The sequence below is a fragment of the Mesorhizobium maamorense genome (assembly GCF_044998965.1).
Lineage (GTDB): Bacteria > Pseudomonadota > Alphaproteobacteria > Rhizobiales > Rhizobiaceae > Mesorhizobium.
Window position 1 is genome coordinate 3,750,253 of record NZ_CP173356.1, and the last position, 23,635, is coordinate 3,773,887.

The window sequence follows — 23,635 nt, forward strand, 5'->3', positions numbered from 1 at the left end:
CATGATCCCGGTGGCTGCCGCGCCCAGGTTGGCGTCGTTGGCGAAGCGCAGCACGCCGCCGGTGACCGTCGTGCCGCCCGAGTAGGTGTTGGCCCCGCTAAGAATCAGGTCGCCGGGGCCGGACTTGACCAGCGCACCACTTTCACTGACTACACCACTCAGGGTGAGGGTTTCGCCGGCATCGACGAGAACGATGCCGCGAGCGCCGGTAAGCCAAACGGGGCGGGTGCTGGCAAAGGTCGCCGACGCACTCAGACCGCCACCACCGTCCAGGTTGAGATGGGTGCCTGCCGCGCCGAGCTTGGCATCGGAAGCGATTCTGCAGGACTCCTTCTTCCACCCGCGTGCCGGCCGCGTAGGTGTTGGTGCCCGTGAGCGAAAGCACGCCGCCGCCTCGCTTGAACAGGGCGCCGCTGCCGGACATGTTGCCGGCGAAGGTGCCGTCGTTGCCGGCCTGGTCGAAGATGACGGACGCATTGTTGGTGATGTTGCCTCTGAGGCTCGACGTTTTGCCCTGCAGGATGCCGGCATTGACGATGGTGCCGCCGCTATAGGCATTGGCGCCGGTGAGAACGGTCGCGCCGTCGCCATTCTTGACCAGAGACCAGCTGCCACTGTCGGTACCGGTGCCGCCAGCTCCGGTCTGGTCGACGATGATGTCGCTTATGGTCTGCGTCTGTCCGGCGCCAGGGGCGACGCTGAACGACCCGTTGCCGTGAAGGAAGATGCCCGACCCGATGCCCTGGCCGGGAGTGGCATTGCCCTGCCCACCCCTCCTTCCACCGTCACCGCCAGCGACGGCATTTCCGGAAATGTTGAGAGTGCCGGCCAGGGTCAGGCTGCCGCCCTCCTGAACGAAGATCGCACCGCCGAGACCGGCGCCGCCACCGCCGCCACCGCTGACGTCGTTGCTGGTGCCGGTGCCGCCGCCGAAGCCACCAGGCTCAGCCACTCCACTACTGCCGGCCCCGCTGCCGCCGCCAAAACCCCCGGCCCCCGGTATATAAGGGCAGTCGCTGCCCGAACACCAGCCGCTGCCGCCGCCGCCGCCGCCAAAACCACCGGGGCTGCCGTCTGTTATGCTACCGTCACCGCCGGCGCTGTCTGGCGCACCGCCTCCACCACTGACGGAGGCGCCGCCGTCGCCGCCATCGGCTCCGATCGGCCAATAGCCACCGCCGCCGCCACTGCTGCCCCACGAACTGCTCAAGGTCAAAGGTCCGAGCGCGCCGCCATTGCCGCCGCGCGCCTGGTTGGCCTGCAGGTTGACATTGCTTACCGTCACATTGGCGCCTTTGCCGATGAACAGCGCGCCGCCCAGTCCAGCGCCGCCGCCGCCGCCGCCGCCGCGGGCGGGATTGCCGGGTACAATAAATCTTGCGTCGCCACCCTTACCGCCCTCGGCCCTGGCGTTGGTGATGGTGAGATCTTTGATCGCCACGTTGATCGCGCCCTGCTGCACGAACAGGCCGCGATACTGGTTGTTGCCGGAGAGGGTGAAGCCTTGTCCGTTGATGGTCATGTTGCCGCTCCGCACGGGCGGCAGGTTGGCTGTCAGCGTGACATTGGCGTAGAACCGGATTGTGTCGCCGTAGTCGGCGTTGAAGATGGCGTAATGCAGATCCCCCTCGTTGTAGACTGGCCAGTCCTCGGCTCTCGACGGAAGCGTTGTCGACAGCGTTCCAGCTGCGAGAAGGATGGCCAGTACCAGGCGCGAGCCCGATGTCGACAGACAAGTTTCCCCGAGCAGAGCCGTCGTCAGATGAGCCTGCCTCGGTGCATCGATTTTTCTACCCATGTGCTTGACCCCAGAAGTCCCCCGAATTTGGGGGATCTTGAATTGACTGTTGACAAAGGAACAACACGGCAAGATGCGCATAGCCTCACCAGGTGATGCCGAGCTTGAGCTTGCCGGAATAGTTCTTCACGTTGCCGGAGAACTCGCCCTGGAAGGCGGCCGCGGCGAAGACGCCGGAGGGAGAGGTGTATTGGGCGCCGGCGTCGATGAGCAGGGCGTTGCGGTCGGGTTCGGCGCCGTCGATGGTGAAGCTGCTGGCGGGAAGAGCCTGGAAGCCGGCGCCGAAATTGCGATCGGTGCCGCCATTGATCGCCCATGCGGCGCGGCCGCTCAGCGTCAGTCTGGCGCCGTCTTCGAGCGCGATCGCATGATCGAGCCGAGTACCGAGCTCGACCCGGGTCGCGGTGCTGGTGTCGCTGTCATAGTGAAGCGCGAAGGGTCCGGCGCCGCTCGACGTCTCGGAATAGGCCGGCAGGTGATAGGAGATCGCCTGGAAGGCGGCATAGGGCGAGATCGCCACGACCGGCGTCTCAAAGCGGTAGCCGGCCTCGGCGCGGCCCGAGAAGGTGTGCGCGTCGAACTTGCCGGTCAGCGTGTCGCCAAGCACTGTGCGGTTGGTCTCGACGGCGTTGAAACCATAGGCCAGCGCGCCGGAGAGATAGGCATTGCCGAAACCCTGCCGGCCATAGATGCCGGCATTGAAGGTGCCGGCATCGCCCTCGCCCAGCCCATCGGCGAGCGAGAAGTTCGACCAGCCGCCGCCGAGGGCGATGCTGACCAGCGTCTCGTCGAAGCGGTGGCTGACACCGCCGACCAGCCCGAAGGTTCGAGCGTTCGTATCGTGCGATCCGACGAACGGATCCCCGCCCGTCTGCTCGGAGCCGCCATAGGCCGCGCCCCAGGTGCTCCAGCGGCGGGCAAGCACCGCCTCGACAGGATCGGCGGCATGGCTTGCCGACATGTCGAGCGCGGCGAAGCTGCCCTCGCCCGCCGCCTTGTCGTCCTCGGCATAGGCCGCGGCGCCGCTCGCCGCGCCCTCCGTGCCGACAGGCTGGGGCCCGCCCTCGCCCTGCCCGTCGAACACCGCCAGGAACCGATCGGCGCTGTCGATGCCGGCCATGATGGCACCCGCCGCGATCTCGCCGGAGAGTGCCCGCAGGGCCGGTGCCCCCTGCGCTGTTGGCAGGCCCGACAGCGCCCCGACGATGCCACCGAAGTTACCGCCAGCTGCAGCGGCATCGAGCACACCGCCGACCGTCCGCTGGTTCGACGTCTGGCCGGCCGAGCGGAAGGCATCTGGCGCCAGGATCAGGGAGAGATAGAGGTTGGTGGGATCGAAGCTGAGCACGGGGCGCAGGAACGCGAAATCGGCGGTCACATCGTTAAATGTGGCGATGCCGCCGGCCGGCGCCGAGACGATCGTGTACGTCGTGTTAGGCACGTAAATGCCGGGCAACGGGACAACGTCGAGGGTGCCGGCATGTACCGTTGCCTTGTGACCGGCGCCAACGATGGTGATGCGGTCGCTGGCACTGGGACTGATTTCGACCTCGAAGGTGCCGCTGTTCCAGGTGAGATTGCCGTCGATCGTGATGTTGCCGATGGAGTTGCCCGGCTCGATCGTGCCGCCGTTGTTTGTAATATTGCCGGTGATGTTGCCGACGCCACTCAGGATGCCGCCCTTGTTGAGCGTTACGTTGCTGGTCAGGTGAACGTTGACGGCTAAGCCCCCGCTATTGATGGTCGTGCCGCCGCCGACAGTGCTGCTGCCGGTAAGGGTAAGCTTACCGGTGCCGTTCTTGGTGAGGGTGCCGACGCCGGTCATTGCGCCGGCATAGGTCCCGTTGACACCCTGGTTGAAGATGACGGCGGCATCGTTCAGGATACGGCCCTGCAGGCTGTTGGCTGCGCCCTGCAGGATGCCGGCCGACACCGTCGTGCCCTCGGTATAACTGTTGTTGCCGCCCAAGGTCAGCGCGCCGGCGCCGGTCTTGGTCAGGCTGCCGAGGCCGGTGATGTTGCCGGCATAGATGCCGTTGGTCGCCTGGTCGAAGGTGATCGACTTGGCGATCGGATTGTTCGCGTTGGGGTCGAAGACGATATTGCCGCGCAGGCTCGTGGTGTTGCCCTGCACCGCGCCGCCGTTGTTGAAGATGTTGCCGGCGTTGCTGTTGGCGCCGGTGAGAATAAGAGTGCCGTCGCCGACCTTGGTGAGATTGCCCGAACCGCCGACTATCCCATTCAGGGTCAGGGTCTTGCCGGGGTCGACCAGGAATACGCCACCGGCGCCCTCCAGTAAGACATTGCGCATGCTGGTGAAGGTCTCGGATGCGCGCAGGCCGCCGTTGTTTTCCAGCGTGATCCCCGTACCCATGGCGCCGAGCTTGTCGTCGGAAGCGACCCGTAGCGTTCCGCGCTGCACCAGCGTGCCGCCGGAATAGGTGTTGGCGCCCGTTAGCTCGAACTCGCCGTCGCCGCTCTTGATGAGGCGACCGCCGCCGCTGATGCTGCCGCTCCAGATGAAGGGATGCAGCGCCACGTCGATGCCGCCGTTACCGGCGAGCACGATCTTGCGGTCGATCGACGTGACCGAAGGAGTGTCCTTTGTGGTTCCGACCGCGCCGCCATTCAACGTGATCGCCGTACCCACCGCGCCCAGGTTGACGTCATTCGTGAAGCGCAGGACGCCGCCGGTCACGGTCGTGCCGCCGCCGTAGGTGTTGGCCCCTGAAAGGATCAGGTCGCCGTCGCCGGCCTTGGTCAACTGGCCGCTTCCGCTGATCACGCCGCTCCAGGTGAGTGGAGCCGATGCAACGGAGAAGCCGCCCTTGTCCGTGATCGTGACGGGGCGATTGCTGGTCGGTCCCGGATGGACCGTGGCCACGCTTCCGATCGTGCCGTTGTTCAGGTTGATGCCGATGCCCGCGGCGCCCAGGCTGGCGTCGGTGGTGAACAACAGCGCTCCGCCGTTGACGGTCGTGCCGCCGGCGTAGGTGTTGGTACCTGAGAGCGTGAGATCGCCAGTGCCGGTCTTGGTTAGGCTGCCGCTGCCGGACATGTTGCCGGTATACGTGCCGTTGATTGTTTGGGCGAAGACGAGTGAGGCCTTGTTTGTAATATTGCCCGCCAGGCGCAGAGCGTTGATCTCCAGGACGCCTTCATTGACGGTGCCGCCGCCGGAGAGCGAAGTCGCACCGTCGAGAATGGTCGTGCCGGCCCCGTTCTTGACGATAGCCCAATTGCCGCCGCTGCCGGCGCCCCCGGTCTGATCTGCAATGGTGTCGCTTATCAACTGGGTCTGCCCGGCGCCAGGGGCCACGGTGAATGACCCGTTGCCGTGAAAGAGAATGCCCGATCCGATGCCTTGGCCGGCGGTGGCCTTTCCTCCTCCGCCGTTGCCGCCTGCGACGCTGTTTCTAAAAATGTCGAGATGGCCGGCCACAGTGAGCTCGCCGCCATGCTGAACGAAAATCGCGCCGCCCAGGCCGCCGCCGCCACCGCCACCTTGTCCATGACCACCGCCGCTGCCGCCGCCGATTCCCCCCTGACCACCGTTACTGGGGTTCCCGTCGGGACCGATACCGCCACCGCCGCCGCCGCCACCGCCAAATCCGCCGTCTCCTCCACGGACGCCGCCGCCGCCACCGCCGCCGCCAAAGACACCAGGTCCACCGTTCTCGGGTCCCGGTCCACCTCCAATGCCGCCACCGCCGGGGCCGCCTTTGGCCCTGGTGCCGTCGTATATGCCGCCGTTTCCGAACATACCGCCGCCGCCGCCGCCGGCGCCTGCAAAGTTGCTGCCGGCCGAAACGCCGGCACCGCCGTCGCCACCCTGCGCCAGGTTGTGCAGCAAGGTGACGTTGCTCACTGTCACACGGGCGCTGCTGGCGACGAACAGGGCCCCGCCAAGTCCAGCGCCGCCGCCGCCGCCGCCGGCATCACCCGTGTTGGGGCTCACGCCGTTGCCGCCGTTGCCGCCCTGTGCCTTGGCATTTTCGATGGCGAGATCATTGATTGCGACCTTGCCCGACTGGACGAACAAGCCGCGATGCTGCTTGTTACCGGAGAGCGTATGATTGGCGCCGTTGATGGTCACGTCGCGCTTCACTTCAGGCAGGTTGGTGCTCAAGATGATGTTCGCGGTGAAGGTGATGGTGTCGCCGTCCTGAGCGCCACCACTCGGATCGAGCGCGGCCTGGAGCTGCGCCTCGCTGCCGACATTGAAGTTCCTGGCGTTTGCTGGAAGTGCCGTCGATAGCAGGCCTGCAAGGAGTACTAGGGCCGGCGCCAGGCACGAGATCCGCGTCGGCGGACAAATTTGCCTGAGCCGGCCGGCCGTAAGGCGCGACCGCCTGATGACATCGACTTTTCTACCCACCCGCCTGGTCCCTCGAATCTTCCCGAATTAGGAAATCTTAGATTGGATTCCATGCACCCATGACTGCCGATTGAGGCAGCAAATCAACAGCATTTCTGCCGCCTGCATGCCGGGTGACGAAGGTTTCACCGCAGACGCGCTAAATCGAAAAGAGATCCTCTCAGATAAGCGGGAGCGGCGTTATAGAATTCTTTGCCTTTTCCAGGAAAACTGACCCTGGAAATTCGGGGCGAATCCGCGGGCGGGAGAACAACAGCAAAGGAGAACGCGTGACGCAGAATATTGGTCAGAAATTGCGGGTGACGATGGCATTCCTCGGCGCCGTGACACGCAAGGACCTCGCGGCGGCGTTCCGTCGTGTCAACCCGGCGACGTCGTTCGATGTCGAGCGCGCGCACAAATGGATGCAGGGGCGTGCCCACCCGCGCGAGCTTCGGCTCTACGAGGACTGGGCGAAGGTCGTGGATGTCGGGCGTCCGGGAGCCTGGATCGCCGACTGCGAGCTCGACGAGTTCATCCAGGCCATTTGTACTCGACATAATTGCGAGCGTGACGTTCTGGAGCGGCTAAGCGAACCGTCGCGCCGGTCGCTCGCCGGGCAGCGCCAGGATGCAAGCCGGTCGCTCGCCGGCACCTACGCCTGCTACTCCCACGCCTGGTCGCCCTATTTTCGCACCCAGCTGATCCGGGCGGAACTGTCAATCCAATCGAGTGGCCCGCAGGGCGTTCTCGCGCACTATTCGGAGCGGCTGCCGACGAGCCGGTTTCAACTTGAAGGCCCGCTCGCGGTGGCAGGGCGGGCCATGCACCTCGACTTGGTCGAACCCGGCGGCGATGGCCGCATGTTCTTCTGCCTTTCCTTGCCGACGCCACCGGCTAGCGTCCTTGCGGGCCTGATGTGCGGTGCCACGATCATCGGCCCCGACGCGCAGCCATCGGTGACCCGAATTGTGATGATCCGGCTTCCAGCGCCGAGCATGCGGCTGCGCTCCGCGGTTGCGTACCTGCCGTCCCAAACGTCGATTGCCGGCGATTTGGCCTCGCTGGGGCTGCGGATTCCAGATCCAGCCGCGGTCGACGAAGGCGTCGGCGCGTTTCTGACGGGCGGCCACGAAGCGGGTCTCGACCAAATTCAATCGCCTTGCCACAGGGCTTTGGTCGACCTGTTCGATCCGATCTGGCTTGCTGGCGCAATGGCCCAGCAGCGTTTCGGAGAGGCTTAGCTGCTTTGAGGGAGGGCGATTGTCATTCGTCAGGTCCAAATTGCGAACATAGCGGCCGGGGGAGCCTCCCTCATGAACACGACCCTCCACGTGCAGCCGTCGAGAAGCATGTAAGTTCCAGACTTGCCAACAACCATCCCCGCCTCCCAAGTGCTGGGATCATAAGGAAGCTCTTGCCAGCTTCTCGCGCGTCTGTCGGCTCTTGCCCGGTTCCCACAAGAAACTAGCTAGGCATAAGGCACCGAGCCGTAAGCCTGGATGGTATGGGTCGCGCCGACCTGGCTCTTGTCCCACTGCTCAAGCCGGTAACTGGCGTGGGACGTGGGACTCGGCGTTCAGTAACAGCGGCGTATCGCCTCTTATTTGGCGTAGACGTCACGCCATCTCGGTGAGCCCCACTCGCTACAGACCCATCGGCTCTTCATCTCATCAACCGACGCCATGGCTCTGCCTCCCTTTGAACATCGCCTTCCTGATCGAGGGGCCGCAGCCGACAGAGCCTGCAAAAATGAGCCGGCGCGAAACGGAGCGCAGAACATTATTCTTTTTCAGGCGGCCATCCTCACGCGCACTCGCTTAGGGTCGACTTCCAACTCGACCAGAATGCGGTTGTCCAGCCGCGAGTCCACCGGGCCACATCCGCACTCTACCATAGCCGAGATGCACTGCTTGTCACTAAACCGATGCTGCCAGCATCTTGCGCAAGAAGAACCGACCTGAGCCCCGAGCGTGATCTGGAAGTTGCCCGAACACTTCGTAACCCAAGCTCTGATAGAAAGCTGGCGCCTGGAATCCATAAGTTTCCAGCCAGACCCCAACGCACTTCCGCTCCCGAGCGAGCTGTCCAGCAGCATCCATGAGTTGGGTCCCGAGCTTTTGCCGTCTCAGGAGTTCCGGAACAAACAACAGTTCGACGAACAACCAATCGTAAGACACTTTTCCCCACAGGCCGCCGATGGTCTCATCGCGATCATGATCACGAATGAGGATGGCGACTGGCTCATAGCCAGAGGGTTCGCCCGCCGCATCATTATAGCTGACCAAGGCCCTCAACATCGTTTTATAGTCGGCATCTTCGGGTCTTTCGGATACAATAATGACTGGGCACATATTTCAGCCTATCAAGGATACATGCACCGATGAAATTCTCTAGGTGCAGACACTCCAAAGACGGAACAATTTATCTCAGAGACATTGCGACAACGGTATAGAATTCTTTGCCTTTTCCAGGAAAAGTGGCCCTGGAAACGGAGCCGGTTCCGTGGGCGAGGCAACAACATGAACATGGAAGGAGACAAGGCATAGAGCTTCGCGACGGAATAATCCCGGCACGCGGCGGCGGACGGAGATTAGCCACGCGAGGGTAGCGAAATCAGTCTCGATTCAAGACGTTGGGCTGTAGCGGAGCAATTTGAAGCAATCCCCGCCTCCCGAAGTCAAATGCGTCAGGAAATGCTTCGACCGATCGATCCACTCCTGGTGCGACCTGGCGTCCGCTTCAATCTCATCGACCGGTCTAAGTTTGACGAAGCCCCGCCCGTTGCTGAAAAGCCAGCACGCACGGCCGAGAAGTCTCCTGCTGCGCAGGCGCAACAGGTCGGCATCATAAAAGATATCCAGCACCTCCTGCTTGATCTTCCGCTCCTTTTCAGGATTAGCGATCGCAGCATCAACTGGCTCACCGCCGATCGCATCGTGCAAATCCGTGTAGTCCAGCGGGAGCTGGGCGGTGGCATATTTGATCTCGCTCTCATCGCTGACGATATTGAACCACAGCGTCGGATCGAGTTCGTTGACGACGAACGACGATTCGAAGTCGCGCGATAGGTTCAGGATCTCGAACGCCTGAACGTCAACATCGCGCTCGACCAAAAGAATCTCGGCGACCTGCTTGGCGAGCTCCGCTCCGTGCGCGCCGATGGCGTTGTTCTTTCCACCGAGTTTCGGATCGATGTAGGGCCCGCCGTCATCGAGCAGCGTGTCGAATTCACCAAGGGATTCGACAACGGCAGCGCCACGAGCAATTCGTGCCGCCAGTTTGGCCATGACCTGCTGGAGTTCGGCTTCGCGTTTGCGCTGGTCCTGGTAATTCTGCTGAAAAAAGAAGATGAACAGAGATACTCCAATTCCGATCAGGATCACCCCCAGCTGCGAAAAGGTGTTGCGATAATACTCCAACAGCTTTTCACGATGGCGTGCGTCCTGCCGCACACTGTGCGCCACCCCAAGATTGACGATGAGAGAAATGGTCAGGAGCCCGGCGCCAACGAGGATAAGGCCGCCGATGAGAAGGTATCCGTAGCCTGAGAACGTCCTGAAATCCATGTCACCTACCAGGTTGCTGGGGCGTTTGACGTTAGACGCAACCTAATAACATTGGGCAACACCTAAGTCTTCTGGGACGCCAACGCCGCCGAGCGTGAAGGTTCTCGGACGCCGGACGATGTGGGTCCAGCGGCATCGTGTCAGAATCGAAACCTCAAGGCGGCTGGTTCGCTATGTCGGTCATGCTCGACACCCCCCAAGCTCCTCTCTCTCTCTCTCTCTCTCTCTCTCTCTCTCTCTCTCTCTCTCTCTGGGTCAAGGCTTGCGTGGGTCTCGAAGAAAAATCCCCTGGCCATGGAGGTTCAAATTCTCGATCGTGACGGCTGTCGTCCGGTCGGCCTCAACGGTGAACGTAACGGCGCTCGGTCCAGAGGCGTTTTCGCCTATCGGCTGGTATGTGAACGTATCGCGGGCGATGTGCTGAAGTGGAAAGGACTCCGTGCGGGGCTCGAGGCTCATGACCAGGCTGCCGCTCTTTGGTGTAACCGTCAGTCCGCCATAAAAGTCGTTGTCGTAAGTGCCGACATAGCTTGCGGCAGGCAAGGCCGGCGAAGGCTGCGAGCGAGCGCGCGCGGCATCGATGGCGCCGCCGTAGTCGGGCTTCATGGCATCAGCCATGAACTGGCCGTAGGCGTCGATCCAGTCTCGTTCAACCTTTCCGGCAAATACCAGATCGAGAAAGCTCTTGCTCGTGGCCTCCGCGAGGCCGACCGGATAGCCGTTCGTCACCACGGCTATGCCGAGCCGTTCCGACGGAACGAGATGCACATTCGTGCCGACACCAAGATTGAACGCTCCCGAGTGGCTGAGATGGATACGACCTTGCGGATCGAGATCGACGTTCCAGCCGAGTCCGTAAGAAGGAGGAAAAGCGCCGTACGGACCCGGCGCGGATCCCCGTGCGATCACCGGTTGGTGAGTCTCGGCGAGAGCAGCCGAGGTGACGATCTCCTTGCCATCGAGCTTGCCGCCGCCAAGCTGGAGCCTCAGCCACTGCGCGAGGTCGCGTGCCGTGGAGCTGACGCCGCCAGCCGGAGACTGGGCGTCAGGATCGCGTGGCGGGCCGGGAAGCCATTTGCCGTCAGCGCGGACGGAATTCACGGCGCGATTTTCGGCGGCGAGGAAATCAGAATGTCGCGAGCTCGTCCGGGTCATGCCCGCGGGTCGGTACAGCCGTTCTTCCGACAATACTTCCCAAGGCTTCCCGGCAGCCTTGGCTGCGGCGAGCGCCGCTTCCGTCAAGCCGAAATTGGTATAGGCGTAGCTTGCCCGGAAGGGACCGGCCGGGTTGACGTGGCGTAGCCGGAACAGGATTTCTTCGCGGCTGTATCCCAGGTCCTCGAGCAGGTCGCCAATATGTCCGGGAAGACCGCTTCGGTGAGAGAACATGTCACGAAGCGTGACCTCGCGCGTGACCCAAGGATCCTTCAGTTCGAATCCGGGGTCGTGCTTTACGATCGGATCGTCCCAAGCCACGAGACCATCGCCGACGAGAGTGGCGACCACCGTGGACGCAATCGGCTTCGACATCGAGGCGAGCTGAAACACAGTGTCGGGGTCGACGGGCTCAGGTTTGCCCACCTCGCGAACGCCGTAGCCGCGGAGAAACACTACCGTATCGCCGTGAACGATGGCGATCGCCAAGCCGGGCACGCCGGTTCGCGACATGCCATCGCGGATAATGGCATCGAGCTTTGGGAGAACCTCGGTGACACGGTCAGTCGTCACGGGGTCAGTTATGACGGGCTCGGCGAAGACCAGTTTCGGCAGGAGGCAGGCAACTATCGCGGCTCCCGCCCAAGACGCCAATTTCGAATGTTTCATCATCTGCTCCGGCGGTTGGAACGTGCCCCACGGCACCCAATGGGAAATCTCGCGGTCATCAGTTGAGTTCGTACAAAATCGCAGATATCGCTCCCTCGTCCGCGAATACCTTGATGACATCCGCAATGCTCCCGATTGGCGCGACGTTGTTCACATAAGTGACATAGGCCAGCAATTTTCCTGCCTTCGATTTGATGTATCCCGCAAAGACCTGGGCTTTGAGCGTGCCGTCCGCGACTGTTGTCCCGGTTTTCGCAAACACGTTTCCCACGCCTGGCGCAATGACGGGATTTGGCGGATCGATCCCGACTGTGGCTAACGAACCATCGACCCCGAGAACGGGAAGAGCGTCGAAATAAACTTCCGACGCTTTCGTCTTCCGCATTGCCGCAAGGAGGCCCGTAACGGCGCCGGGTGTCGCACGGCTATCGGGGCTGCCGCTGCCGTTTGTCGGAAAATCGAAGCCGTCGGGAGAAAGTCCGTACTCACCTATCAGCGTATTCCGCTCGGCTGCGAGGTCCGTCTCGATGGTTCTTGCTCCTTGCGTCAGTCCAAATAGCGCAAGACTCAGATTGGCCCCGAGATTGTGGCTGACCTTGAGGATCAGCTTCGCGTATTCCGCATATGGCGGTGAAACGAGTCGAGCGACTTCCGCTGACTGTAAGTAGGCGCTTTTCGAAGGAAGCTTTGCCACCGGGTTCGGGCCTGTCGCCGATGCCGTAACTGAGACTCCCGCCCTGCCCAGCGCCTCGATTAAAGCTGTGCGCGCAAAGGAAGACGGCTCGACGATAGGGAACGTCTGGACCAATGTTGCCACGCCGGGCAGGCTCGGCCTGTAGCCAGCGGGGATCTGGCCCTTGACGATCCCGACCTTAGGGTTGGTGGGCGAGATCTCGAGGGAGATTTCTATCGGTTCGCTGGCGACGACGGTTTTCACCTGCGAACTGACGGTGAAAGCCGCGGTCTTAGGGCGCCAGTCCACCGCGGCCGGTTGCCCAGCTTCAGCCGGCAGGATGGTCACGTCTATGAGATTGTCGTTCACGATCATCGGTGTGATCAGAACATTCCCGTTTGGCACGCGGAAATGATCGAAAAGGCGATCATCGATGACGACATCGCCCGTGACGGCCTTGATTCCGGATTTGGCGACCTGGCTCGCGATGGAATTCAGCCCGGACAGTGGATCGGACTCCGTGAGGATCGCGCTGCCGAGCGAATTGGCCTCGGTGTGATCGAAGTTGGTGAAGGCGATCTTGCCGCCGGCCGCAGTTCGTCCGCCAAGGGTCAGATCCCCGCTTGCGAGCAAGACAAGATTTCCCTGAAGCGTGCCGTCGGTCCCTACCTCGCCGACGCGATAGACCTTCGTCTCGAAGCGATGATCTATGCCGAGCGCGTTGAGCGCGAGACCGACCGAGAACAGCTTTCGCACCGAACCGGTGAAGAAAAGCCAGTCCGGGCCATAGGCCGCCGTCGTGGCTCCCGAGGAGAGATCGACTGCCCGGAGGCCCCAGATCGCCCCGGAATAGCGTGGCGCGTCCATAATCGAGCGGATAGCGGGCGGAAGGTCGAGTTCGGCTGCGGCCGCGCCGATTCCGGCACCCCAAAGTGGCGCCACGACGCCCAAGGCAACCGTCAAGCCGCTTCGCGTTCTCTTGAACAGCGTTCGTTCCATCTCTTCCTCCAATGCGGCCGCGGCTCGATCGCCGCGACGTACCGACGTACCAATGAGAATGCCAATCCGAAGAGAACGCGCATAAAGGCGCTGCTACGGAAGATATAAAAGCTGGGAGTGCTGTGGGGCGTTACCATGCCTGCCTCACAAGCGTCGCGCCTAGTAGGCCTGCTGAATCGCGGCGGCAATTGCAGCAATGTCGTGATCGGCGGAGATGAAATCCTCGACCGAGCCAAAAGGAGCGCTGTTGAGGAAGATCGCAAAAGCGAGCTCGCGGCCGCTTTTCGCCTCGATATAGCCGACTTGGGTCTTGGCGATGATGATGCCCTGATAATCTCCGGGCGCGGAGATCACCCGTGTGCCATCCTTGATGTGAATATGCCCGACGGCCGGGGTTCCAAGACCGTTCGCAGCTTGTGTTCCATCCACGCCCAGGATGGCCATTCCGTCCCGGATGGCCGATCCCCACGGCTCCTTGACAATTCGCGTGAGCACCGTTGTCTGGTCCGCGGGCGCTGTCTTGGCGTGATCATCGGAGCCGGCGCCGTCGAAGACGTAAGTGCTTTGCCGCGACACACCCAGGCGGTCGAGCAGTTCGAGCTCCTTGCCGATTCCAGCCACGCAGTCTCGGCTTCCGCCTTTCACGGCTGCAAGGCACAGCATCAGATGGGCGCCGCGATTGTAGCTGACCTTGAGAACGACCTTGACGAATTCCGAGAGCGGAGGCGAGACGTGCTCGGCCACTTTGTCGTCAGGGGAATAGGCCGCCGCGTCCGGCAGTTCGTCAACTGGATTTGGCCCAAGCGCGTTCGCGTCTACCTTCACACCGGCGCGCTGCAAAGCTTCGATGAACGCTGTTCGAGCGAAGGCGGCAGGGTCCGGCACATGCCAGATGCTCAAGGTGGGCGCAACTCCGGCGGCGATTTCGCCGCTGACCCGTATCTCTCCAGGGGCAGGCGACTCGATCGTGATGGGCTTTGGATTCTCTGCGACGGTCATCACGGCGCCTATCACCTTGACGGACGCGGTCTTGGGTCGCCAATCAATCTTGGCCGGCTGCCCCGCGCTGGCCGCCGTCGTCATGATGTCGATGACGTTTTCGTTGAGCCAGATCGGGGAAATGATCCCGTCCGTGGGGTCGCGATGGGTTTCGAAAAGCCGCTCATCGATGATGACGTCGCCCTTGACCTCCGCGATGCCGGAGGCATGAACCCTCTTCGCCAGATTGTCCAGGGCGGCTAGCGGGTCGCTCTCCTTGACCAAGGCGCCCCCCGCAAAGCCGGTGTCGGCATAGTTGTGGTCGATCTCTGGAAAATTGTTGTAGCCGAGAGTGCCGTCAGGCTGCTCTCGCAGGCCGAAGCTGAAATCTCCAGAGGCGACCAAGATCAGATTGCCGTCAAGCCTGCCTTCCGACACCGGCCCAGCTTTGTAGACCGGGGTATGGAACCGGTAGTCCGTCCCATACAGGTCGAGCGCAGTGGCCGTGCTGTAGACCTTCATGATCGACCCCGGAGTGAGCGACCGGTCGGCCGCCTGATCGACAAGCACAGTCCCCATGTCGAGATCGACCACGCGCATGCCCCAGCTTGTATGTGCGTATACGGCTTTCGATTGGATCTCTGCTATGACAGCAGAAACGTTTGCCGGCGTATCGCCCTCGACCCGGGGGAGGGTGTCGGCGCGCACGCCCGTGCCCCACAAGACACCCAGGTTTACTAGCGCCACGAGGGTGGTCACGGACATCGAACGGATCGTGATCATGGGCAATTCCTTTTCATGAGCGTGGATCCACGCGCTGGGCGAGACTTGAGCGTAAAGGCCGCATGGCTAGAACCGCACCCCAGCCGCGACGCGGAACAGGGCGCCCTCGACACCGAGCTTGGCTTCATCCTTGTAGGGCGTAGCGACGTAGGCCAGGACGTTGAGGTGGGTTCCGATCCCGGCGCGGATGCCGATACCGACGGAACCGAGCGAAGCGAACTCATAATCCCTGCCCGGCGGGTTCCACACCGCTCCATAGTCAACGAATCCGAATAGGCTGGGATTGGCCAGCCACGGCATGATGGCATCGATCCCTTTCCGAAGCTCGAACGCGGCCGCGATGCCATCGTCGCCGGTGATCGAGGAACTGTCGAAGGCTCGGCTATAGGGGTCGCCTCCCAGGTCGAAGCGGACCGCGGAAGGGAGCTCGGTGAAGGCGTACTGGCCGGTGAACTGCAGTTGCGCCGAGAGGGTATCGGTAATATCGCGTGAGAGCGTGCCTTCACCGAACATGTAGGTGAAATCAGCGTTCTCGGTGTTCGAGCCGAGACCGCTTAAACCCTGGCCCAGGCCGGCCTCGGCGACCACGGCGACACCGCCTATGGTCGTGTCAAACGTGGCTGCCGCCGTCAGCCATCGATTGCTATTGCGCGCCGCCGGATCGCCGTTGACGTCGACTGCCACATCCTTGGTATTGATCGCGAATTTGGCGAAGAGATTGTGGTCGATCGTGCGCACAATCGCGTAATTCAAAAAAGCCTTTCCGAACGTGCTCCCGATGTGAATGTCGTCGTCGTCCAGTGGATTCGACCAGACTTGGCCGAACTCATACCCGGCGACGAACCCGGACGGCCCGAGCGGAAATGCCTGCCCGAACCGGAGAAACACGAGCTCGTCCGGGTCGGCGGGATTGGTCACCGCGAGCGCCTCGGTGCTCTCGAACAATCCGAGAGCATCGTTGACGCGCGCGATACCGGAAAGCTGCAGCGGCCCGGTTGATGGCGTGCCCAGATTGTCGAGGCGGGCATCGAGCCCTCTCCTCTTGAAGTCGACCTTCAAAACAAGCCTCCCCGCGGCCGGATCGTCCTCGACCTTGGAAAGCTTGGCCTCCACCGTGAAGCCGGGGATATCGGCGACGAGCAAGGCGTAGCGCTCAAGGTGAGAGACACGGACCGGTCGTTCCCCCACCATGCGGGCAATATACGGCTTCAGCCGTTCCTCGAGACCGGGCTGGTCCGATTCCACGACAACGTCGCGGAGATAGGATTCGTAGACGATGATGCGGATCCGGCCGCTGCTGAAATCCTGCTGCGGGACCAGAGCCGCCGCATAGTAATCGTGTTCACGGTAGATGCGTTCGATTCCGTCGATGATCTCCTTCATATCGAGCAGTGAAACCTCTCGACCAATCAGTTTCCTCCAGAGCGTAGAGAAGATCGCCGGATGGAGCGTGACCGCTCCTTCGAGATCGATTTTGCGGAGCCGGAAGCGGATGGTCTTGAGCTGCTCGGGGGATAGGCCGGCGACCGGCGCGGCATGCGTAACGGTGATACTTGGAGGCCGCCGAGGCGGCGGCTCGAACCGCTCAATGACGGTTGTCTGATCTCTGATGACGCGGTCCGCATTCTGCGCCTCCCCGCGAGAGACCAGCACCGCGAGAAAGCTGGACGCGATCAGCACCAGTCTGCTCGCCAGACAAAGCCGGTCGTGGTGAACCACTCTTTGCTCCAAAACTGCCCACGAAGTTCTCAAGCCGCAGACATTCTAAACCGAGAGGACGAGAGGACGAGAGGACGAGAGGAATTGTCTCAGATAAAAAGAAGTTGTCTCAGATAAATGGCGACGGGTGCATAGAATTCTTTGCCTTTTCCAGGAAAAATGATCCTGGAAATTCGGAACGGTTCCGGTGTTGAGCAACAAGAACAAAGGAGTAGCGACGGCGCGGAAAACTGATCAGAACTGCGGCCGATACCGGCGCATCTGGCCGCTTCGTAGACATAGTGGCTTGCGAGCACATTCACGTGCGGGATAGACGCGCCGATTTACGTCGCAATCCCCATTTGCGCGATCGGTGCGCCTAGACTTGCGGTGCCTACTGGCTCGCGCCTTGCAGTGTCTTGAAAGTGTCGGTCCAGGCGCGATACGCATCATCATCGCCCTGGCTCCAAGCGCTGAAGGCGCGCCAGGCGGCGAAAGATGATGCAGGCTGCTCGAACAGCACGCCGATAGACTGATCGCCTGCGGGCCAGCCGGTAGGCTCGTCGCTTATCGTTTCATGCGTGAGGCGCCGCAGATCGGCCAAGGCCGAGCGGATGTGCGGCAGCGGAAATTCGCAAAGGTCGGTGTTGTCAGTCGCCTCCCGAAGGATGACCGCGAGCCTGGCGACCACGCCCGCCAAGGACTGCGCTGGCGTCGCCACAATCTCAGCCAGCAAGGCGTCAGCCTTTTCAGCGTCATCCTGCTCTTCCTTGAGGAAATCAGGCCAGTGTCGGTCGGCGCCAACCCTCTCCCCGCGCCCAATCACTTCGCCGACAGGCATGGAGTCAGGGCGACCTAGCCGAGGCAGCCGCTGTTTCCAGGACTACGATAGTAGACTTCGAGAGGAGTATTCGTATTCCGCACCGAAACAATCTTGCTGCGATCCGCCGTGCATTTGAGGCAGCGGGGATAGAATTCCTTGCGGAAAATGGCGGCGGTGCGGGCCTGCGATTTGCGCGACGGTCTGATCAGACCTAGAGAACTCTCGCCCGGCGCGATTGCCAAGCGAGAGGATCTTCATTCATTCGCCGTTGCGGCGGCTGGGGCGGGACCAGATGAGGCTGTGGCCCTCGCCTTCCTCGTCGGCGAAAAGGTTGGCATAGATCGGGGCGGTGAAGCTCGGATCGTCGAGCTTGAGCGGCTAGCCCAAACTTCTCAATACCGCGCACGTGATCCGACACCCGTGCTCTTGTTTCGCGGCTGAGCCGAACACTGCTCCCGTCCACGAGTAAGCCAAGCACAACCTTTCGGGCTCCTGGTGACTGAAGGCGTATATCGAGGACAAGGGTTATCGCGACTTGAAAGCGCTCGTCGCGTTCTCTGGCGAACTCCACATTGATGGCAACACATATACCGAAGCCGAGTTGAACACCTTCAGTGAGACGGAATTGCCGCGCCGTTTCGACACGCCTGAGTACCAGGTTCTGATCGTTGCGGAGAAGTACCAAACGGGCTTCGATCAGCCGAAGCTCTGCGGAATGTATATCGACAAGAAACTCGCCGGATTGCAGGCTGTGCAAACCCTGTCCCGGCTTAACCGAACATATCACGGCAAGGAGCGCACGTTCATCCTCGACTTTCAGAATACGATGGATGACATCAAGGAGGCTTTCCGCCCCTTCTATGAAGTTTCGAGCATCGAGGCGGTGTCCGACAAGAACCAAATTTATCAGCTAGAGGCCCGTATCCGACAATTCGGTTTTGTCGATGACGTTGCCCCCAAGTTTTATCCAATCCTGAGTTCGCTCCGGCGATCTATGTTGCCCTGTTGGGCGGTTTGAGCGACGGGCACAGGCGCGGAGCTGATCACGGTGCGCAGCGCTGTGTCCCGTCGCGGGGTGAAGGTGTGGGCGAACTCGAAGGGGGTCTGCCATCCGAGCCGCGAATGTGGGCGATTGAAGTTGTAATCTGTCCGCCAACTGGCCAAGACCGCGCGAGCCTGTGCCAATGAGGTGAACAGCGTCTCGTTCAGCAGTTCGTCACGGAGGCGACCGTTGAAGCTCTCGATGAAGCCGTTCTGCATTGGCTTGCCCGGCGCGATATAATGCCAGTCCACGCGGCTTGCATCGGCCCAGGCAAGGATCGCATTGCTGGTCAGTTCGCTGCCATTGTCACTGACCACCATCTTCGGCTTGCCGCGTTCGATCACGAGCCGATCGAGTTCGCGGGCAACCCTCACGCCGGACAGAGACGTATCCGCGACCAACCCCAGGCACTCGCGCGTGCAGTCGTCGACGACGGTCAATATCCGGAAGCGACGGCCATCGGTCAGCTGATCCGACACGAAGTCCAGTGACCAACGGTCGTTGGGTGCAACGGGGACCATCATCGGTGCCCGCGTTCCAATGGCTCGCTTGCGGCCGCCACGGCGCCGAACGGCAAGCCTCTCCTCGCGATAGAGCCGGAACAGACGCTTGTGATTGACCACATAACCTTCCCGCCGCAGCAGCACGTGCAGGCGGCGATAGCCGAAGCGCCGGCGCTCATGCGCGATCGCCTTCATCCGCTCCCGCAGGTCACCATCGTCGCCACGGCTCGCCTTGTGGCGAACCGTCATCCGACAGCAGCCGATGGTCTTGCACGCCCGCCGCTCGCTCATCTCGAATGCCGTTCGAAGATGCGCGACAGCCTCTCGCTCGGCAGCGGGCGTCACCATTTTTTTCCGAGAAGATCTTTCAAAGCGGCATTGTCGAGCATGGCGTCCGCCAGGAGCCGCTTCAGACGAGCGTTCTCATCCTCCAGCGTCTTCAGCCGCTTCGCTTCCGACACGTCCATGCCGCTATACTTCGCCTTCCATTTGTAGATGCTGGCGTCGCTGACCCCGTGCTTGCGGCACAGATCGGCCACCGAAACTCCGGCCTCATGCTCCTTCAAAATCCCGATGATCTGCTCTTCACTGAAACGGCTGCGCTTCATTCTCTGGTCCTCGCGTTGGGCCAGAGCGAACTTCAAACCGGATTAAGCCAAAGGGGCAACGTCATCGATGACGACGAAATCGACCGTTTTGCCACCACCTTTTTCAAGGGGGTGCTCTCCTCTCAGGATCGGGTAACGCTCGAAGCGCTTGTTCGCAACGCGGTTGGGCGGTTCGAAGCTGAGGATGACGAAGGGCGACAAGAGGAATTTCGACAACTGCTTCGAAGTTACAAGCGGTTCTATAGCTTCGTTGCACAGATTGTTCGGCTTGGAGATACCAGTCTCGAAAAACTATTCGCCTACGTGGATTGGCTCGACCGAATGCTTCCCAACCGTGAGCAGCCACCCGAAGTCGACATCACCGAAGAAATGCTGAGGCTCCGGGCATTTAGGGTGCAGCAGAAGGAAACCGGGTCAGCTTCCTTGAATGCTGGCGATACTAAGCCATTGATGGCGATCAGTGAATTTGGAGCGAAGCCATACACCGAGGATGAAGCCAAGGCACTTTCTGAAATCGTCAAATCGTTCAACGAGCGCCACGGAACGCAATTTACAGAGGAAGACTTTATCCGGCTAGAGCAGGTAAAGCGGAAAGCTCTCGATGAAGACATGGCAGCGGTGTTGCGGAATAATCCGCCGGATGTTTCACGACCGACATTCGTCCGTCGTCTGCTTGAAGAGACCATCAAGCAGTATCAGCGCGACAGCAGCCTGCAAAACATCATCATGACGAACGCCGAGGATCGTGATCGGATTTTCGACCATCTGTTCAGCCGGGCTTTGCGGGAAGCTCGGGAGGGTGTGTCGCCGTGAGCTAAAGGCCCGCTAGCCAGTTGCCAACTGCGAACTGGCTCCTCACGAGGATTATCTGATTGATGGCTCTGTTCGGGTCGGAGCAATGGCCTTCTGGCGCTTCCTTAGATCATCGGCGAGCACCCGCAGATGCTTCTCGATCAGGCAGAGTGCCGCCAATCCACCGCACAGTATCGCAGCGGCAAGAAAGCCGCCGATAAAGCCGAGGATCAATCCGGGCTGACCCAGAAGTATGCCCCCAAGCAGCCCACCAAGGGAGAAAATGGCGAGCGCCATAAACCCGTTGATCATTGACAGTGTGCTGACCAGCCAGCGGCTCATTTGACGTCCCCCCTATTTGAATTACTCTGCTCCAGAATTGCTGTTGCAGCCCGGCCGCTAAGATCAGCCAAATATCCGATTTTTGGATAATCCGAATATCGGATTACCGCCCGGTTGATCACTGGTCAACCATTCAATGCGGAAGTCGGTTTATTCCCAGCGCCAGAAGATGATTGCAGCGGCGCTGGCCAGACAGCGGCGAGCAAAAGGGATGTCGCAGGCCGAGGTGGCAAAGGTGCTCGGCCGGCATCAGCCGTTCATTGCAAACATTGAAAGCGGTGACCGCCGCGTCGATCTCGTTGAGCTTTTGGCAATCGCGAAGATCATCGACTTGGATGTGATCGCGTTGGTGCGCGATCTCCAAGACACCCCGGATTGATACATCCATCGAGAAGGCAACCGTTACGAGGAGAGTTTCCTCGAGCCTTGTGACTTTTAGCAGGCACGAACTATTTGCCTACCGACCTACGCTTGGCGATAGGGCCGTGGCGGGCCGTGCTAACCCCGCTGGACAGCGGCAATATTGTTCGGAGGGAAAGGGGCTCTCCGGAAAACGTCTGCGATATGAGCCCCGTGCCGGGCGCGCAGCGTTGCGGCCAAGTCAATTGGCTGCATGGCGAGGGCACAAAACCACTCCGCACCGGTCACCGCGTACCTTTCTACGATCCGGTTCCAAGGATCGGGTTGCCGGAACCGGCGATGCAGGGCCATGTGGATTGATCGATTGATTGGATACGGCGCCCATGGGGAGTAATAGTCCTCGCAGTGCATTTGGAGGGCTGCCGTAGCACCCGAGATCGAACATCGCTCGGGGTTTGGCAACCAGCCATCCTTGATGAAGCGGTGTATGAGTTGCCAGCCGAGAACTCGCTCCTCGTGAGTGAAGCCGTTGTAGACTGGCATCCGGGGCCACTTCCAATCTGGAAGATCAGTCGGCTCAGTGAGGTTCACAGGATTTGCACCCAGTTGCAAAGTTTCAGGCTGCTTCCGGCTGATCTGCCTTCGCCATGTGTAAATGGCTGAGATCAAGGCCGGGATACGTCACCTTGTCCATCCATTGGCTGAGAACCGCAGGACGCGCGCCTTGCCCATAGCGCTCTTCGATGCTGCCGCCACGGCCCCAGCCTCCCAGCGCCCGAGTCACATCGGTAGGACTTCCCGCGTTGCGCAGCCCATCGCGGAAGTTGTGCCGAAGGGAATGAAAGGAAACGCCCGCCCGCACCCCTATTTTCTGTTTCAGCATGTAGCTGAACCGCTTCTGAAACATATCGACGCAATGCTGTTGATCGTCTCCCGGCAGATCGATGAACAGCCTTCCGCCAGCCCGCTTTCGATCCTCAACGAACTTCATGAACCCGAGCCGTTTTAGCTCGGCATGAATAGGAACGACACGAGCCGCGCCACGGGTTTTCAGGCTGCGGTCATCCGTCCGACGCAGGACGATAGCGTCAATGCCGTCAACCGTTTGGAATTCGTCAGTGTGCAGCCACAAGACCTCGCCAAGCCGCATTCCAGAAAACAGTCCGACCAATGGTGCCCAGAACCTCCCACCACGTCGATTGCCGGCCCAACCGGGCAACTCCGCTAGTAAGCCTTTCAGTTCATCGTCGTTGAAGGTCAGCCGGGACGATCCCTCTTTGGGCTGTCCGGCCATCAAGCGGAAGGCCGGATTGTGATCGATGATGCCCTTCTGAACGGCGTAGTTGAAAAACGCCGACAGATGATGAGCGTAGACCTGCACCGTGCCTTGCGAGAGGAGCGTGGCCCCACTCGATTTCGCCAGTTCGGCCAGTTCCCTAAGCCCTTTCCCCCGAAATTCAATCAGCTTGTTATAGTTGCGGGGCAGCGAGGCTAGAAGTTCATGGCAGGCTGCACAATCCGCGCGGGCAATCTCGCCAATTGGCTTGTCTTCGCCAACGACCTCACGAAGGACAGCGAACGGCAGAATGTATTTCTTGCCCGCGCTTTCAGTAAGGTGGCCTCGCGTCGGGTCGTTCTCAAATCGGGTGATAACTTGGCTGAGCGACAGCCCGGATGGCAGGGACAATTTCGGTGGGGGATTGTGCGCGAATGTGTTGAAGAATAGCGCGTCCGTCGCCGTGGCTCCTATCGTCCCGTTGATGCGGCTTAGCTCCCGTTCTAGGTGCTCTTGCTCCGCTCGGCGGATGAGGGACGCGAACTCGAACCAAAGGCGGTCACCGCGATCAAGTTCTAAGCCAAGCTCTTTGATCACCTTTGCAGTCGCCGGCTGGACAGCGCTTGCCCAGACCTCTTCGTGCGGCGAACCAATGTTCGCCAAATCCGCTTGGATGATTTCCTTCGCGGCTTCCGGGCTGGTGTCTCCCCAATCCGTTGTCCGGCGCTCAAGATTGTATAGGTGCAGCCGGGCAGCATCGAAAAGCTGTTCGCGCGTGACGCCACGGCTTGCCACCGCGCTTGGCGCTTTTCCCAGACGCGCATCCGCGAAAACCTTGTCCGTTTCCGCTGCCATCCTCCGCGCCCTATCGGAAGCTACACGATAGTCCGTGGTGTTGAGGCTCCGGGTTACCTGTTGCTTGCCGCCAAGCAGCGAACGGACCTCTTCGGGTATCCTGCGCACGTAAAAATAGGCACTCTTCTTTCTTATCAGACCAGCGACTTTTGCCACCCAAAACCACCCAAATGTTGGAGCCGATGTTGGAACCATACAGGGCGGAAAGCGCTTTGGAAACAGCAGTTTGTAGTATTAACAAGGGGTTTAGAGGACGATGGTGGGCCCGGAGGACGTGCCCAAGTCATTGGTTCCATTAGCTTATTCGTGGGCCAAAATCAGAAATCTTCCCGCATCGTTCCGTATGGTTCCGCGG

At 61.0% G+C, this 23,635-nt stretch carries 17 protein-coding genes and 2 pseudogenes; 5 read left to right on the forward strand and 14 right to left on the reverse strand.

Going from position 1 to position 23,635, the window contains the following annotated elements; all coding sequences use genetic code 11:
- Positions 1 to 54: 54 nt before the first annotated feature.
- From ACIU1A_RS18910 to ACIU1A_RS18920, 3 genes and pseudogenes are all read right to left on the reverse strand, one after another.
- Positions 55 to 195 (reverse strand): annotated as a pseudogene (locus ACIU1A_RS18910) (autotransporter-associated beta strand repeat-containing protein); the annotation flags it as partial.
- Positions 143 to 1,798, reverse strand: a complete 1,656-nt coding sequence (locus ACIU1A_RS18915) for an autotransporter-associated beta strand repeat-containing protein (protein WP_404924966.1) — start codon at positions 1,796 to 1,798, stop codon at positions 143 to 145. The pseudogene ACIU1A_RS18910 and the gene ACIU1A_RS18915, both read right to left, overlap by 53 nt.
- An 85-nt stretch (positions 1,799 to 1,883) precedes the next feature.
- A complete protein-coding gene (locus ACIU1A_RS18920; protein WP_404924967.1) occupies positions 1,884 to 6,176 on the reverse strand; it encodes an autotransporter-associated beta strand repeat-containing protein in 4,293 nt (1,430 codons plus the stop codon).
- 269 nt (positions 6,177 to 6,445) lie between these two features.
- On the opposite strand from ACIU1A_RS18920, the gene ACIU1A_RS18925 reads away from it, so the two are divergent.
- On the forward strand, positions 6,446 to 7,399 hold the full coding sequence (locus ACIU1A_RS18925; RefSeq protein WP_404924968.1) for a hypothetical protein: 954 nt from the start codon (positions 6,446 to 6,448) through the stop codon (positions 7,397 to 7,399).
- A gap of 675 nt (positions 7,400 to 8,074) precedes the next feature.
- Here ACIU1A_RS18925 and ACIU1A_RS18930 read toward each other — a convergent pair.
- The 7 genes from ACIU1A_RS18930 to ACIU1A_RS18960 form a co-directional block, all read right to left on the reverse strand.
- Positions 8,075 to 8,509: a GNAT family N-acetyltransferase gene (locus ACIU1A_RS18930; RefSeq protein ID WP_404924969.1), complete on the reverse strand. Its 435-nt coding sequence runs from the start codon at positions 8,507 to 8,509 to the stop codon at positions 8,075 to 8,077.
- A gap of 273 nt (positions 8,510 to 8,782) precedes the next feature.
- Positions 8,783 to 9,724 (reverse strand): hypothetical protein, encoded by a 942-nt coding sequence (locus tag ACIU1A_RS18935; RefSeq protein WP_404924970.1) that lies wholly within the window; start codon positions 9,722 to 9,724, stop codon positions 8,783 to 8,785.
- Positions 9,725 to 9,979: 255 nt separating this feature from the next.
- Positions 9,980 to 11,551, reverse strand: coding sequence for a serine hydrolase (locus ACIU1A_RS18940; RefSeq protein ID WP_404924971.1), 1,572 nt, complete (start codon positions 11,549 to 11,551; stop codon positions 9,980 to 9,982).
- Between the two features lie 55 nt (positions 11,552 to 11,606).
- Entirely contained in the window at positions 11,607 to 13,220 is a 1,614-nt protein-coding gene (locus tag ACIU1A_RS18945; protein WP_404924972.1) for a D-alanyl-D-alanine carboxypeptidase/D-alanyl-D-alanine-endopeptidase, read from the reverse strand.
- 159 nt (positions 13,221 to 13,379) lie between these two features.
- Positions 13,380 to 14,981: a D-alanyl-D-alanine carboxypeptidase/D-alanyl-D-alanine-endopeptidase gene (gene dacB, locus ACIU1A_RS18950; protein ID WP_404924973.1), complete on the reverse strand. Its 1,602-nt coding sequence runs from the start codon at positions 14,979 to 14,981 to the stop codon at positions 13,380 to 13,382.
- A 66-nt stretch (positions 14,982 to 15,047) separates the two neighbouring features.
- Positions 15,048 to 16,700, reverse strand: coding sequence for a ShlB/FhaC/HecB family hemolysin secretion/activation protein (locus ACIU1A_RS18955; protein WP_404924974.1), 1,653 nt, complete (start codon positions 16,698 to 16,700; stop codon positions 15,048 to 15,050).
- Positions 16,701 to 17,073: 373 nt separating this feature from the next.
- Complete coding sequence (locus ACIU1A_RS18960; RefSeq protein WP_404924975.1) at positions 17,074 to 17,520, reverse strand: hypothetical protein; 447 nt, start codon at positions 17,518 to 17,520, stop codon at positions 17,074 to 17,076.
- 47 nt (positions 17,521 to 17,567) lie between these two features.
- Here ACIU1A_RS18960 and ACIU1A_RS18965 point away from each other — a divergent pair, with 47 nt between their 5' ends.
- On the forward strand, positions 17,568 to 17,717 hold the full coding sequence (locus ACIU1A_RS18965) for a hypothetical protein (protein ID WP_404927964.1): 150 nt from the start codon (positions 17,568 to 17,570) through the stop codon (positions 17,715 to 17,717).
- A 43-nt stretch (positions 17,718 to 17,760) separates the two neighbouring features.
- Here the strand turns inward: ACIU1A_RS18965 and ACIU1A_RS18970 are convergent.
- Positions 17,761 to 17,877, reverse strand: a pseudogene (locus ACIU1A_RS18970) (DUF736 family protein); the annotation flags it as partial.
- A 160-nt stretch (positions 17,878 to 18,037) separates the two neighbouring features.
- Between ACIU1A_RS18970 and ACIU1A_RS18975 the strand changes: the two are divergent.
- The gene (locus tag ACIU1A_RS18975) at positions 18,038 to 18,520 is read left to right on the forward strand and encodes a UvrB domain 3-containing protein (RefSeq protein ID WP_404924976.1); all 483 of its coding nucleotides are present in this window, start codon (positions 18,038 to 18,040) and stop codon (positions 18,518 to 18,520) included.
- Here ACIU1A_RS18975 and ACIU1A_RS18980 read toward each other — a convergent pair.
- A protein-coding gene (locus tag ACIU1A_RS18980; protein WP_404924977.1) for an IS3 family transposase occupies positions 18,466 to 19,655 on the reverse strand; the annotation gives its coding sequence in 2 pieces (ribosomal slippage) (positions 18,466 to 19,397 and positions 19,397 to 19,655; 1,191 coding nt in all). The two genes, ACIU1A_RS18975 and ACIU1A_RS18980, sit on opposite strands and share 55 nt — an antisense overlap.
- 15 nt (positions 19,656 to 19,670) lie before the next feature.
- On the opposite strand from ACIU1A_RS18980, the gene ACIU1A_RS18985 reads away from it, so the two are divergent.
- Positions 19,671 to 20,468 carry a hypothetical protein gene (locus tag ACIU1A_RS18985; RefSeq protein WP_404924978.1) on the forward strand — a complete coding sequence of 266 codons (798 nt, stop codon included), beginning with the start codon at positions 19,671 to 19,673 and terminating at the stop codon, positions 20,466 to 20,468.
- Positions 20,469 to 20,519: 51 nt separating this feature from the next.
- On the opposite strand, the gene ACIU1A_RS18990 is transcribed toward ACIU1A_RS18985, so the two are convergent.
- Positions 20,520 to 20,789 (reverse strand): hypothetical protein, encoded by a 270-nt coding sequence (locus ACIU1A_RS18990; protein ID WP_404924979.1) that lies wholly within the window; start codon positions 20,787 to 20,789, stop codon positions 20,520 to 20,522.
- Positions 20,790 to 20,925: 136 nt separating this feature from the next.
- On the opposite strand from ACIU1A_RS18990, the gene ACIU1A_RS18995 reads away from it, so the two are divergent.
- Complete coding sequence (locus tag ACIU1A_RS18995) at positions 20,926 to 21,168, forward strand: helix-turn-helix domain-containing protein (RefSeq protein WP_404924980.1); 243 nt, start codon at positions 20,926 to 20,928, stop codon at positions 21,166 to 21,168.
- Between the two features lie 597 nt (positions 21,169 to 21,765).
- Here ACIU1A_RS18995 and ACIU1A_RS19000 read toward each other — a convergent pair.
- Positions 21,766 to 23,436, reverse strand: a complete 1,671-nt coding sequence (locus ACIU1A_RS19000; protein WP_404924981.1) for a DUF6538 domain-containing protein — start codon at positions 23,434 to 23,436, stop codon at positions 21,766 to 21,768.
- Between the last annotated feature and the right edge of the window lie 199 nt (positions 23,437 to 23,635).

Excerpts from the sequence above, each read along its gene's own strand:
- ACIU1A_RS18995 (WP_404924980.1), top strand. The coding sequence starts at position 20,926 with ATGCGGAAGTCGGTTTATTCCCAGCGCCAGAAGATGATTGCAGCGGCG.
- dacB (WP_404924973.1), bottom strand. The coding sequence starts at position 14,981 with ATGATCACGATCCGTTCGATGTCCGTGACCACCCTCGTGGCGCTAGTA.
- ACIU1A_RS18930 (WP_404924969.1), bottom strand. The coding sequence starts at position 8,509 with ATGTGCCCAGTCATTATTGTATCCGAAAGACCCGAAGATGCCGACTAT.
- ACIU1A_RS18940 (WP_404924971.1), bottom strand. The coding sequence starts at position 11,551 with ATGATGAAACATTCGAAATTGGCGTCTTGGGCGGGAGCCGCGATAGTT.
- ACIU1A_RS18935 (WP_404924970.1), bottom strand. The coding sequence starts at position 9,724 with ATGGATTTCAGGACGTTCTCAGGCTACGGATACCTTCTCATCGGCGGC.
- ACIU1A_RS18990 (WP_404924979.1), bottom strand. The coding sequence starts at position 20,789 with ATGAGCCGCTGGCTGGTCAGCACACTGTCAATGATCAACGGGTTTATG.
- ACIU1A_RS18915 (WP_404924966.1), bottom strand. The coding sequence starts at position 1,798 with ATGGGTAGAAAAATCGATGCACCGAGGCAGGCTCATCTGACGACGGCT.
- ACIU1A_RS18945 (WP_404924972.1), bottom strand. The coding sequence starts at position 13,220 with ATGGAACGAACGCTGTTCAAGAGAACGCGAAGCGGCTTGACGGTTGCC.
- ACIU1A_RS18960 (WP_404924975.1), bottom strand. The coding sequence starts at position 17,520 with ATGCCTGTCGGCGAAGTGATTGGGCGCGGGGAGAGGGTTGGCGCCGAC.